Below are 12,300 nucleotides of genomic sequence, written 5' to 3'. Positions count from 1 at the left end.
ACTGCCGGCCGCCCCGGCGCAGCCCTCACCGCCGTCCCAGCCATCACAGTCCCGCTCATCGCAGTCCCGGTCCCCCACCGACGACGCCGGCACGCAGCACCCGCTGGACCGTCGGGTCCGCGGGGCGCTGGTCCCGCCACGATGGGGCCGGGGCCGCCGCGGCGGCGTCCGGCATGCGTCTGAGCTGGGGCCGGCCGGCCCGGGGAAGCGGGGTGTTCGGGGTGTTCGGGGTGTTCGGGGTGTTCGGGGTGGAGCGCAGCATGCTCATCATCTCCGTAGACTGTTGCCAAGAAGTTTATGCAGAGATTTCTCTGCAAAGATGTCTATGCAAAGGTAGCTCTGCACATGGCCGATGACAAGACCTCCGCGCACGATTCCCCCGATCCAGTCGTCGGCGAGGACGCCATGCCGGGGGTGGCGTCCCGGGCGCTCGACGCCCGCGCCATGAAGGCTTTCGCCCACCCACTGCGGATGGCGATGTACTCCTACCTCACGGACCGCGGCACGGCGACGGCCACCTCGATGGCCCAGCACCTGAACGAGAGCACCGGTCAGACCAGCTACCACCTGCGCCAGCTGGAGAAGCACGGCTTCGTGGAGGAGGACACCGGGCGTGGCTCCGGCCGGGAGCGCTGGTGGAAGCCCGTGGGGTTCGCGGTGCCGACCTACGAGCTCTCGCAGGACGAGTCCAACCGGCCCGCCATCCAGGCCCTGTTCCAGACGACCCTCAACCAGCGCGCGCAAGCCCTCGGGCGGTGGCTGAGCGTGGAGAACCACGCCGACCCCGACTGGGTCAGGGCCTCCATCGACTCCTCCAGCACCCGCACCATGACCGCCCGGCAGGCGCGGGCCCTGAGCGAGGAGCTGATGTCCGTGATCGAGCGCCACGAGCAGGCGCTGGACCATGCGGAGCCGGCCCCGGACGCCCTATCCGGGCAGACCGCGGACGGTGAGGAGACCCGCCGGGTCCGTCTCTACCTCAGCGTCTTCCCCCTGGTGATCGAGGACTGAACGCCCCGCCCACGGCCACAGCCCAGGTGCTGCTGCTCGATACCGCAGGCGGATCTCTGCGCTCAGGGTCCTGCCGCGATTTCCGGGCCGCGCAGACGGCGGAGCAGCAGCCGGTCCAGGCTGAACCGGCCCGGCCCGACCACGGCCAGCACCAGGGCGCCGACACCCAGTCCGGCGGCCAGCTCCCACCCTCCGTCCGCGGCGAAGATGCCATTGCTCAGGTGGGCGAACACCACCGCCCCGGCCAGCACGAGCCCGGCCATCAGGCCGGCGATCGGTGTCAGCAGGCCCAGGATGAGCAGCACGCCGCCGCCGATCTCCACCGCCATCGTGAATACGGCAGCGGCTTCCGGCAGGGGGATGCCCATCCCGCCGAAACCCTGTGCGGTGGCGGACACGCCCTGGAGGACCTTCTGCATCCCATGGGCCACCAGCACCACACCGAGGACCACCCGTGCCAGCAGCAGTACGGCGTCCCGGATCAGCTGCGGGACGGGCACCACACTGGCGTCCGTGTCCACGGTCTTGGCGTGGGAGGGACGAGCAGCGGCCGATCGGGAGGACGAGGGAGACGGCGGGGAGGAGGCGGGAGACATGGAGCCGCTGGCCGCAGGGCGGAAGGGCGCCGCCCCGGCCTGTTGCCACTCCACGCCGCGGGGCTCCTCGTGTCCGCTCCTGGCGGCCAGGGCCTCGGCAGCGCGTTCCTCGGGCGTCTTCACCTCAGTAGTTCTGGTCATTCCTTCGAGGCTTCCGCGCCGGAGCGGTCGCGTCAAACGGCTTGCCGGTGAGGCGGCGGATGCACAGGGCCTTGCCAGTTGAGGCCAAGGATGCCCCCCTCAGGCCAAGCTTCTATCCTCCGCAGCGCGAACCCGTCGCCCTCCAGCTTTTACGAATCCGTAACATCGGCATGCCCTATGGAAACATCTCTCTGGTTTATTGATAGTGAACACAGTTTCACCAGAATGCACAACCTGAAAGGTGTTCCGATGACTTCCACTGTTCCTCTGACCGGAGCTGACGCCAGACCTGCACCGATCGGCTTGCCGGAGCCCACTCTGGCCGAGCTGGCCGCCGCAGACGACGTCCGGTTCCTGCTGGCGACCTTCGTGGACATGACCGGCCGGCCCTGCGCCAAGCTGGTCCCGGTCTCGGCCGCCGACGAACTGCAGTTCGAGGGTATGGGATTCGCCGGATACGCGGCCGGGATGATCGGCCAGAACCCGCAGGACCCGGACCTCGTGGTCTTCCCCGATCTGGCGTCCTATGCCCCCTTGCCCTTCGTCAAGGAAGGACTGGCCATGGTCCAGTGCGATCCCCACGTCGAGGGCGTCCCCTGGCCCTACGCACCTCGCGTGGCCCTGAAACACACGCTGGCCAAACTCGCCGAACGCGGAATGCGCCCCATGGTCGGGGCGGAGCTGGAGTACTTCCTGGTCCGCACGGCGGACAACGGCACCATCATCACCGCCGACGAGCGGGACAGCTCTCCGAATCCCTGCTATGACGCCCGCGGTGTGACGCGGATGTACGAGCACCTCACCGAGATCTCCGCGGCCATGAACAGCCTGGGCTGGGGCAACTACGCCAACGACCACGAGGACGGCGCCGGTCAGTTCGAGCAGAACTTCGCCTACGCCGACGCTCTGACCACGGCAGACCGGGTCATCACGGCGCGCTACATCATCGCCATGCTGGCCGCCGAGCGGGACATGACCGCCACCTTTATGCCCAAACCCTTCACCGACCGGCCGGGCAATGGGATGCACCTGCACCTGTCCCTGTGGGATGACTCCGGGCCTCTCTTCCCGGACGACTCCGACGGCAGGTCCCTGGGGCTGTCCGCACAGGCATACTCCTTCATCGGCGGGGTCCTGGAGCACAGCTCGGCGCTGCTGGCCTACCTGGCCCCCACGGTCAACTCCTACAAGCGCCGCAATGCCCAGACCACGGTCTCCGGAGCCACGTGGTCCCCCCGGAAAGCCACATATGGCGGCAATGACAGGACTCACTTCATCCGAGTCCCGGACGGCAACCGGATCGAGCTACGCGGCGGGGATGGATCCGGCAACCCCTACCTGATGATGGCGTCCGTCCTCGAAGCCGGGCTCGACGGCATCGACCGCCAGGTCGATCCCGGCGACCCCTGCGGCCCTGGCATCCAGCCGGACAGCGCGGCGGACCTGCCGAGCACCCTGCTGCATGCGGCCGCGGCCCTGCGGGCCGACACGACCGTACTCGGCGCACTCTGCGGCAGCCGTGCCGTCGGCGAGTACTACGCCGATGCCAAGGAACAGGAGTTCCTCTCCTGGCACAACCAGGTCAGCCAGTGGGAAGTGGATTCCTATCTCACCCACGTCTGACCCGCTCAGCCGCCCCTCCCACCATCACCCCGGACCCAGGAGACAGCCATGTGCGGAATTGCCGCCCTCCAGATCACCAATCCCGCCCTGCGCTCCCAGTTGGGCTCTCTGCTGAACACCATGCTGTGCGAGGTCATCGAGCGTGGTCCCGACTCGGCCGGCATCGCCGTCTACGACAATCCGGCCCTCACCGACCCCGACACAACCGTCCTCAGTCTGCTGGGTGGCGAGCAGGCCCTCTCTCCTGCCGGCCTCGCCTCCGCACTGGAGCGGGAACTGCCGGAGGCCGAGGTCACCGTCGAGGTCCTCGGGGACACGACCTTCGTCTCAGGCCAGGCCTCCTCCACCGAACTCACGGCGGCCCTTGAGACCGTCCTTCCGGGCCGGGACATCATTGGCCAGGGCCGGCACGTGGCGGTGATGAAGGGCGTGGGCAACCCCCGCGACGTCGCAGAACACCATGGGCTCACCTCCATGACGGGAACCCGCGGGGTCGCCCACACCCGGATGGCCACCGAATCGGCGGTCACCGCCGCGGGATCCCACCCCTTCTCCGTTGCTGATGACCTGTGCTTGGTGCACAACGGCTCCTTCTCCAACCACGCCACGATCCGGCGGGACCTCGAGCGCCAGGGGGTGGTCTTCGACTCGGACAACGACTCGGAGGTCGCTGCCCGCTACCTCGCCACCCGACTGACGGCCGGCGAGGAGTTGGAGTCAGCCTTGGAACACCTCGGCACAGTGTTCGACGGCTTCTACACCCTGGTCGTCACCACCCGGGACGGCATGGCCGTGGTGCGGGATCCCATCTCCTGCAAACCAGCCGTCGTGGCGGTCACCGACGACTGGGTCGCCATGGCCTCCGAATTCAGGGCCCTGGCGGACCTCCCCGGAATCGACCACGCCCACGTCTTCGAACCGGAGCCGGGCCGCGTCTACACCTGGCGCGCCTGAACCGGACCCCACCCACCCCATCGACCCCCTGAGGAGAGCACCATGACCGCAGTAGTTCAGAGCACCGCCGTGGCGGACCCGACCGGCACGGTCCGCGGCACCGGACCCATCACGGCGACCAGCACCGCGACCGTGGTCGACCTGGCCGCCACCACCGTCCGCGAACTCAATGCCGCCCTGCACGATCAGGCCGACCCCAGCACGGACTGGATCATCACCCACCCTGCCGGCCGGCACAACATCGCCGTCGGCATCGACCGGGACGTCACGCTGAGGGTGAACGGCCACGTCGGCTACTTCTTCGCGGGCATGCACCAGAAGGGTGAGGTCACGGTGCACGGCAATGCCGGCCAGGGCCTTGCCGAGAACATCATGTCCGGCCGGGTCCACGTCACCGGAGACGCCTCCCAATCGGCCGCCGCCACCGGGCACGGCGGCCTCGTGGTGGTGGAGGGCAACGCCTCCGCCCGCTGCGGGATCTCCATGAAGGGCGTGGACATCGTGGTCGGCGGCAACGTGGGCCACATGTCGGCCTTCATGGCCCAAGCCGGGCGGATGGTCGTCTGCGGGGACGCCGGGGAGAACCTGGGCGACTCGATCTACGAGGCCCGACTCTACGTCCGAGGCCAGGTGGCCTCGCTGGGCTCAGACTGCGTCGAGAAGCCGATGCGCCAGGAGCACCTGGCCGAACTGGCCGAGTTGCTCGTTTCAGCCGGCCGGGACGAGGACCCGGCCGCCTTTCGCCGCTACGGATCCGCCCGTACGCTCTACCACTTCCACTCGGACAACGCGGATGCCTACTGACCTCGGCGCCGGCCTTCCGCCGCACTGCCACGAGCAGCGTCCCGCCCCATCCCGCAGATCCCCGAGGAGAACTCCATGACCATCACCGACTACTCCCCCGCCGCTCCGGCCACCCCGCCGGCACCCCCGACGCCGGCCCAGTCGGGTCTGCGCGAATCCGCCACCTTCGACCGGGCCACCATCGCAGACATCCAGCGGGCCGCCTCCACCGGTATCTATGACATCCGCGGCTGGGGTGCCAAGAGGCGGCTGCCGCACTTCGACGACCTGCTCTTCCTGGGCGCCTCGATGTCCCGCTACCCGTTGGAGGGGTACCGCGAACGGTGCAACACCGCCGTCGTCCTCGGTGACCGCCACGCCTCCAAACCGCTGCACCTGGACATCCCCATCACGATCGCCGGCATGAGCTTCGGTGCCCTCTCCGGCCAGGCCAAGGAGGCACTCGGCACGGGCGCCAGCGCCGTGGGGACCTCCACCACGACGGGCGACGGCGGCATGACCTCGGAAGAGCGCGGCCATTCGAAGACCCTCGTCTACCAATACCTGCCCTCCCGCTATGGCATGAACCCGGATGACCTGCGCCGGGCGGACGCGATCGAGGTCGTGCTCGGCCAGGGTGCCAAACCCGGCGGCGGCGGCATGCTGCTGGGACAGAAGATCACCGAACGGGTGGCTGCCATGCGCACCCTGCCCGTCGGGATCGACCAGCGATCTGCCTGCCGCCACCCGGACTGGACCGGTCCGGACGACCTCGAGATCAAGATCGGCGAACTGAGGGAGATCACCGACTGGGAGAAGCCGGTCTACGTCAAGGTCGGCGCCTCCCGCCCCTACTACGACACCGCGCTGGCAGTGAAGTCCGGGGCCGACGTCGTGGTGGTGGACGGCATGCAGGGCGGCACCGCCGCCACCCAGCAGGTCTTCATCGAGAACGTGGGCATCCCCACCCTCGCCGCGATCCCGGAGGCGGTCCGCGCCCTGCGGGACCTCGGGATGCACCGCAAGGTCCAGCTGATCGTCTCCGGCGGCATCCGCACCGGGGCCGACGTCGCCAAGGCCATGGCCCTGGGCGCCGACGCCGTGGCCATCGGCACCGCCGCCCTGATCGCCTTGGGCGACAACGATCCCCGCTACCAGGCCGAGTATGAGGCGCTCGGTTCGACCGCCGGGTTCTACGACGACTTCCAGGACGGCCGCGACCCCGCGGGCATCTCGACCCAGGATCCGGCCCTGTCCTCCCGGCTGGACCCGGTCGAGGGCGGGCGGCGCATCGGCAACTACCTGAGGGTGCTGACCATGGAGGCGCAGACCATCGCCCGGGCGTGTGGCAAGTCGGACCTTCGCCACCTCGAGCCGGACGACCTGGTCGCCTTGACGGTGGAAGCCGCTGCCATGGCCAAGGTCCCCCTCGCCGGCACCACGTGGATCCCGGGGGCACCCAGTTCGACCGGCGTGGTCGTGTGAGCACCGTGGACACCGCCCGGTACACCGTCATCGGGGCCGGGCTGATGGGGGCGGCCACCGCCTGGCAGCTGGCCGTCCGCGGCGAGGAGGTGCTGGTGGTCGAACGGGACGAACCCGCCAACGCCCAGGGGTCCTCCCACGGTTCGGCCCGCATCTTCCGCCACGCCTACCCGGACCAGCTGTACGCGGACCTGACGGTGCAGGCCTGCGACTATTGGGACCGGCTGAAGATCAACTCCGGGCGGACCCTGATCGACCGCGTCGGCTGCCTGGACCACGGCCGGGGGCGGGATCCAGGGCAGCTGGCCGGGGTCCTGGAGCGGGCGGGTGTGGAACACGCCCTCCTGAGTGCCGGGGAGGCCTCCGAACGGTGGCCCGGAATCGAGTTCTCCACCCCCGTGCTGCATCAGCCCCACGCCGGTGTGATCGACGCCCAGGAGGCCGTGGCGTCCATGATCGACCTCGCCGTGGCCGCCGGGGCCCGGGTGCTGACCTCATGGCCCGCCTCCGGCGTGGAGCGCGCCGGGTTGGGATTCCGGGTGTCCGGGCCGGCGGGCGGCACCATCGAGACCTCACACGTGGTGGTGGCCGCCGGAGGCTGGCTGCCCGGGCTGCTGGCGCGGTTGCCCCTGCCGGCTGGCGCCGCCGAGGCCGTACCCCCGCTGACCGTGATGCAGGAGAATGCTTACCACTTCCCCTACCGGGACCCCCAGCAGCTGTGGCCGTCCCTCATCCACAAGGACGAGATGCAGGTCTACTCGCTGCCGGGCGGCCGCGACGCCGGCTTCCGAGGACAGAAGCTGGCCGAGTACAACGGCGGCAGGGCCTTGGGATCCGCGGCGCTCCAGGACGGGATCATCGACCCGGCCAACCGCGAGCGCGTGATCGAGTACGTGCGCCGGAACCTGCCCGGCCTGGTCCCCGAGCCCTACGCCGAGACCACCTGCCTGTTCACCAACACCCCGGACGAGCACTTCGTCCTGGACACCCTTGACGGCATCACCCTGGTCTCGCCCTGTTCCGGGCACGGGGCCAAGTTCGCCCCGCTGATCGGGGCCTTGGCCGCGGATCTGGCCACTGGGTCCACGGAGGACGGCGACAGCCCGCTGGTACCGGAGGTCTTCCGGGTCTTCAACCAGGATCACGACGCCGGCCCGGCCGGCCGGTCCATGCCGGTCTCCGGAACCGTTCGGGTCGCCTGACAGTGCCGCGTGGCCGGGAATGGGCTGACTGCCCGGTATAGGCTGACTGGATGCCACTCGCCGAGAATCCCGGAGAACCGCTGGAGAAGTCGATCGGTGAGCAGGTCAGGCACTACCGGATCCAGTTGAGCCTGACGGCGTCGGATCTGGCCGACCGGACCGGCCTGTCCAAGGCCATGATTTCCAAGGTCGAGAGCGCCTCGGCATCCTGCTCCCTGTCCACCCTGGCCCGGCTGGCCGACGGTCTGGGCGTTCCGGTGACGGCCCTGTTCCGCAGCCTCGAGACGGACCGGGAGGCCTCCTTCACGAAGTCCGGCGAAGGGGCTGTGGTGGTCCGCAGCGGGACACGCCGAGGCCACGAATACCAGGTGCTCGGCCAGCTCCGCGGCCGGCCGAACGCCCTGGAGCCCACGCTCGTGACGCTGACCAGCTCCTCGGACGTCTTTCCGCTGTTCCAGCACACCGGCACCGAATTCCTGTACATGCTGGAAGGGGAGATGGTCTACAGTCACGGACCCCACCGCTACCAGTTGCTCCCCGGAGACTCCCTGCTGTTCGAGGGCGAAGCCCCCCACGGACCGGCCGAGTTGGTCAGCCTGCCGATCCTGTTCCTGGCCATCGCGGATCCACAACCCGCCGCCTCGAAGCAGCACTGACCGGAGGCAGTACTGGCGAGGGCAGACCTGACCGGCTAACCGGCGTGGTGGGCGAGGGCGTCGGCCAGTGCGACCGTCCCGAGCCTGGCGTCGTCGTCCTCGCACAACTCCTCCGGTGAATGGGAGATCCCGGTGGGGTTACGCACGAAGAGCATGGCGGTCGGGACCTCGGAGGCCAGCACGCCGGCATCATGACCGGCACCCGTGGGCAGCATCGGAGAGCCTCCGGTGGCCACGGACAGTTCCAGGCCGAGTGTGGCGTCGAAGTGCACGGTGCCGCTGACGGACTCCTCTACCAGTTCCATGGTGCACCCCTCCTCGGCGGCCAGCCGGCGGGCCTCTGCGTGGATCTTCTCGACGATCACCGCAGTGACGGCGTCCTCCGCATGGCGGACATCCAGCCAGAAGTCCACACGGGAGGCAATGACGTTGGTGCCTCCGGGGATCGGCTGCAGCCGGCCGACGGTGGCCCGGGCCCCGGAGTGCTCCAGCGCGATCTCCCGCACCGCCACCACCGTCCGGGCGGCCGCCACCATCGCGTCCTGCCGGCCGGCCATGAGCGTGGTCCCGGCATGGTTGCCCTGGCCGTGTGCGGACAACCGCCACCGCCCGTGGCCCAGGATGGACGAGGCCACCCCCACGGGAGCCCCGAGGTCGATCAACCCCCGGCCCTGTTCCACGTGCAGCTCGAGGAAGATCCCGATCCGGGCGAGCATGTCCCGATCGGCCCCGATCCGGTCGCCCCGGCCGCCTTGGGTCGTCAGCGCCTGGGCGAAGGTGACGCCCTCGCCGTCCCTCAGGGCCAAGGCCCTCTCCGGGGAGATGGCCCCCGTGAGCAGCCGGGATCCCAGGCAGGCCACCCCGAAGCGGGAGCCCTCCTCCTCGGGGAAGACGGCCACCACGATGGGCCTGGACGGAACGAAACCCCGGTCCCGCAGCACATCGATGGCGGCGAGGGACGAGGCGACCCCGAGCGGACCGTCGTAGGCCCCGCCTCCGGGGACCGAGTCCAGATGGGAGCCGGTGACCACGGCGTCACGCCGCTGCTTCCCAGGCGCATACCACCAGGCCCACATGATCCCGTTGCGGTCTGTCTCCACATCCAGGTCCCGCTGGGCGGCGGCTTCCAGGAACCAACTGCGCAGCTCCAGTTCCGCCGAGCCGTAGACGGGACGGGAATAGCCCCCGCGGGCCCGGTCTCGGCCGATATCCTCGATGGAACGCATCAAGGACAGGACGGTGCGGGCTGCGCCGAGGTCCGCGGAGGCGGAGTTCGAATAGCCGGTCGAGGCGTCTGACGCGGTTCGGCCTTCGGCGGTGGTGGGGGTCTTCATGCGGCATCGGCCTCCTGGAGCCAGCGGGCGGCGGCATCACGGTAACGGGCGATCCCCTTGTAGTCGGCGAGGTCTTCGGGCAGGGTGCGCAACACCTCGGCGAGGCGGCGACCCCAGGCGGGCACGGCGGCCAGCTCACGCAGGGACAGCAGGTGGGTGCGGACCAGGAACAGCAGATCGCCCGTTGTCGGGACTTTGATGAGGTGCTGGACCTCGACGCGTAGGTGCAGCCGGTCCGGCAGTGCCGGGTCGGTCACCACGAGGCTGCGGTCCTGGGCCCATTCCGGGTAGGACTCGGTGGAGGTGTCCATTCGGCGGTCCACGGTCATGGTCCAGTTGGTCCGGCGGTAGGGGTCGCCGGGTTGGAGGTTCAGCAGGAATTGCTCCGCCCGGTCGATGACCCCCAGGTCCGCGGCCCGCGGCACCGGCCCGTGGATTTCGCTGAACGGCAGACCCACGTCGAATCCCATGGACCAGTCGGCGGCGAAGGTGATGACCCCGGCATCCAGCCAGAGGGCGCCCTCCCGGAGATTGAGCAGGGCGAAGTCGTCCTGCACCTGGGTGGACAGGAAACGCAGCGGGCCCTCGGGAAGTGAGTAGTCCGCCCCGACGATGAAGTCGGTCTGGAGCTGCTGGAGCCGATTGGTCCACCGGCACCGGTCACCGTGCCGCTCGTAGGCCATCCACTCCGGGTAGGTCACGGCCAGTTCGGTCAGCACCAGATGCAGTGCGCCCCACACACCGGGGCGCATGTGCGACATCTGGGCGGCCCGGCTCGGATCCCGGTCCAGGACGGCAGCCCGCGCCTCCAGGTCCTGGAGGTAGAAGCCGTCCACCTCAAGGATGCGCTCTCCCCACCTCCCGGCGGCCGTCTGGCTCGGATTCCTCCCCGGTTCCACGTTGACGCTGTACATGTACCGGTCATGGGGGAAGGGGAAGGGGAAACGGCGGACATGCTCCGGCAGGTCCAGGTGGGACGGCGCGTCGATACTCACAGGTCAACCTCCAGGATGGGCCCCTCCGAGCGCGACACGCACGGCATGAGGCAGGTGTTCGAGGACTTCTCGGCCGGGGAGAGGAAGCTGTCCCGGTGCACGGGCGTTCCCGCTGTCACGGACAGCCGGCATTCGCCGCACACGCCTTGGCGGCACAGGTTCGGCACGCCGATGCCCTCGACTTCCAGCGCCTCCAGCAGGGAGACTCCGGACGGCACCGGAAGCTCGCCACCCGAGCGTGCCAGCCGCACCGTGAAGGGTTCCCCCGGGTCGAGGGCCACGGTGTCGAAGACCTCGTGGTGCAGCCGGCCCTCGGGCCAGCCGAAGTCTCGGGCGGTCTGCAGGGTGGCGTCGGTGAGCGAGCCGCTGCCGCAGACATAGAGGTGGGTGCCCATGGGCTGGCGCCGCAGACTCTCGGTCAGCTGCCGGGCGAGGGCCTCCCGTCCGACGCACTCGACCAGCCGTTCCCCGCAGAGTCTCCGCATCCGCTCCAGATGGGGCGCGGAACCGTCCCGGTAGCCGTACAAGACGGTGAAGGGCCGGCCCCACCGCACGGCGGCCTCCGCGTGCGAGAGCACCGGGGTGATCCCGATGCCCCCGGCGACCAGCACATGGTGGGTGGCCGTGGCGGTCGGGGCGAAGCCGTTGCGCGGAAGCGAGACCTGGACGCGGTCCCCGGGGACCAGACCGTGGATGAAGGCCGATCCCCCAGTGCCGCCCGCGCGGAACTGGACGGAAATGGCGTAGTCGACCGGGGAGTTGCCACTGCCGGTCAGCGAGTAGGCGTTGACCGTGGTGCCGGTGGGTGCCGCACACTCGACCAAGACGTGGCTTCCCGGCACGTACTCGGGGAGCGGTCCCCTGCTCTCCCGCTCCAGGACCACCGAGCACACCCCAAGGGATTCGGTGCGGACTTCCCGGACCACCAGCTCCAGTCCCCGCCGCAACGGCAGGGGCCGCCGGTAGGCGGTGAGGACCTCGCTCGTCATGCTGCCGCCTCCCCGGTCCGCGCTGCCACGTCTTCGGCGCCGGCCACGGCCCCCAGGTAGGCACTGAGGCCGCGGGAGAAGTGCTCGAACACCTCGAGCACCAGCCGGCACCCGCTGCACTGGACCATCGAGGCCGAGGCCGCGGCCGTCGTCGTGCACCGGCAGTGCGGGCAGTAGACCCGTTTCTCGGTGTCCGGCCGCTCCAGTAGCTCGATCTCCTCGCCGATCAGGCCCGCCTCCAGGGCGTCCCTCTGAGCGGCGCGGACCGCCGTACTCGGTCCGGACAGGACCAGACGGGTCCCGACGAAGGCGGATCGGAGGTGATTCTCGAGCCAGGCGGCCTGGTCCCGGCCGTACTCCCTGGCCACGTATTCGGCGTACATGGTCCTGTCCATCTCCGGCCCGAGATGCTCGACCAGCCGGGTGCGGTCCTCTTCCGAGAAGGACAGGGCGATCCGCCAACGCACTCGAACGCCTTCCCGCTCCGGTGCCGCCGTTCCCTTCTCAACCGTCGTCGCAGTCATGACGGAG

Annotated in this window: 13 protein-coding genes; 7 read left to right on the top strand and 6 right to left on the bottom strand. The window is 69.7% G+C overall.

Features of this window, described 5'->3' with window-relative positions; genetic code table 11:
* Positions 1-55: 55 nt before the first annotated feature.
* Positions 56-271, bottom strand: coding sequence for a hypothetical protein (locus AB0333_RS10255; protein WP_366218592.1), 216 nt, complete (start codon positions 269-271; stop codon positions 56-58).
* A gap of 74 nt (positions 272-345) precedes the next feature.
* On the opposite strand from AB0333_RS10255, the gene AB0333_RS10250 reads away from it, so the two are divergent.
* Positions 346-1,011: a helix-turn-helix domain-containing protein gene (locus AB0333_RS10250; protein WP_366218591.1), complete on the top strand. Its 666-nt coding sequence runs from the start codon at positions 346-348 to the stop codon at positions 1,009-1,011.
* Between the two features lie 62 nt (positions 1,012-1,073).
* Here AB0333_RS10250 and AB0333_RS10245 read toward each other — a convergent pair whose 3' ends face one another.
* Positions 1,074-1,748, bottom strand: coding sequence for a DoxX family protein (locus tag AB0333_RS10245; RefSeq protein WP_366218590.1), 675 nt, complete (start codon positions 1,746-1,748; stop codon positions 1,074-1,076).
* Between the two features lie 249 nt (positions 1,749-1,997).
* Between AB0333_RS10245 and glnT the strand changes: the two genes are divergently transcribed.
* The 6 genes from glnT (at position 1,998) to AB0333_RS10215 (ending at position 8,451) form a co-directional block, all read left to right on the top strand.
* The gene (glnT, locus tag AB0333_RS10240) at positions 1,998-3,371 is read left to right on the top strand and encodes a type III glutamate--ammonia ligase (RefSeq protein WP_366218589.1); all 1,374 of its coding nucleotides are present in this window, start codon (positions 1,998-2,000) and stop codon (positions 3,369-3,371) included.
* Between the two features lie 48 nt (positions 3,372-3,419).
* Positions 3,420-4,325 carry a glutamine amidotransferase gene (locus AB0333_RS10235; RefSeq protein WP_366218588.1) on the top strand — a complete coding sequence of 302 codons (906 nt, stop codon included), beginning with the start codon at positions 3,420-3,422 and terminating at the stop codon, positions 4,323-4,325.
* A 42-nt stretch (positions 4,326-4,367) separates the two neighbouring features.
* Entirely contained in the window at positions 4,368-5,129 is a 762-nt protein-coding gene (locus AB0333_RS10230; protein WP_366218587.1) for a protein glxC, read from the top strand.
* Between the two features lie 75 nt (positions 5,130-5,204).
* A complete protein-coding gene (locus AB0333_RS10225; RefSeq protein ID WP_366218586.1) occupies positions 5,205-6,593 on the top strand; it encodes an FMN-binding glutamate synthase family protein in 1,389 nt (462 codons plus the stop codon).
* The gene (locus tag AB0333_RS10220; protein ID WP_366218585.1) at positions 6,590-7,795 is read left to right on the top strand and encodes an FAD-dependent oxidoreductase; all 1,206 of its coding nucleotides are present in this window, start codon (positions 6,590-6,592) and stop codon (positions 7,793-7,795) included. Before AB0333_RS10225 ends, AB0333_RS10220 begins: the two co-directional genes overlap by 4 nt.
* A 50-nt stretch (positions 7,796-7,845) precedes the next feature.
* Positions 7,846-8,451 carry an XRE family transcriptional regulator gene (locus AB0333_RS10215; RefSeq protein WP_115932152.1) on the top strand — a complete coding sequence of 202 codons (606 nt, stop codon included), beginning with the start codon at positions 7,846-7,848 and terminating at the stop codon, positions 8,449-8,451.
* 35 nt (positions 8,452-8,486) lie between these two features.
* Here AB0333_RS10215 and AB0333_RS10210 read toward each other — a convergent pair whose 3' ends face one another.
* From AB0333_RS10210 to AB0333_RS10195, 4 genes are read right to left on the bottom strand one after another with little or no spacing between them, the layout of a single operon-like run.
* Positions 8,487-9,785, bottom strand: a complete 1,299-nt coding sequence (locus AB0333_RS10210; RefSeq protein ID WP_366218582.1) for an allantoate amidohydrolase — start codon at positions 9,783-9,785, stop codon at positions 8,487-8,489.
* A complete protein-coding gene (locus AB0333_RS10205) occupies positions 9,782-10,780 on the bottom strand; it encodes a DUF3445 domain-containing protein (RefSeq protein ID WP_366218581.1) in 999 nt (332 codons plus the stop codon). The genes AB0333_RS10210 and AB0333_RS10205 overlap by 4 nt, the downstream gene beginning before the upstream one ends.
* Positions 10,777-11,769 carry a PDR/VanB family oxidoreductase gene (locus AB0333_RS10200; protein ID WP_366218580.1) on the bottom strand — a complete coding sequence of 331 codons (993 nt, stop codon included), beginning with the start codon at positions 11,767-11,769 and terminating at the stop codon, positions 10,777-10,779. Before AB0333_RS10200 ends, AB0333_RS10205 begins: the two co-directional genes overlap by 4 nt.
* Positions 11,766-12,293, bottom strand: coding sequence for a dimethylamine monooxygenase subunit DmmA family protein (locus AB0333_RS10195; protein WP_366218579.1), 528 nt, complete (start codon positions 12,291-12,293; stop codon positions 11,766-11,768). Before AB0333_RS10195 ends, AB0333_RS10200 begins: the two co-directional genes overlap by 4 nt.
* Positions 12,294-12,300 lie beyond the last annotated feature (7 nt).

This window comes from Citricoccus sp. NPDC079358 (assembly GCF_040702545.1).
In the GTDB taxonomy this organism is placed as follows: Bacteria; Actinomycetota; Actinomycetes; order Actinomycetales; family Micrococcaceae; genus Citricoccus.
Note: the sequence above shows the minus strand (reverse complement) of the source record. Positions and strands in the feature narration are given on the sequence as shown.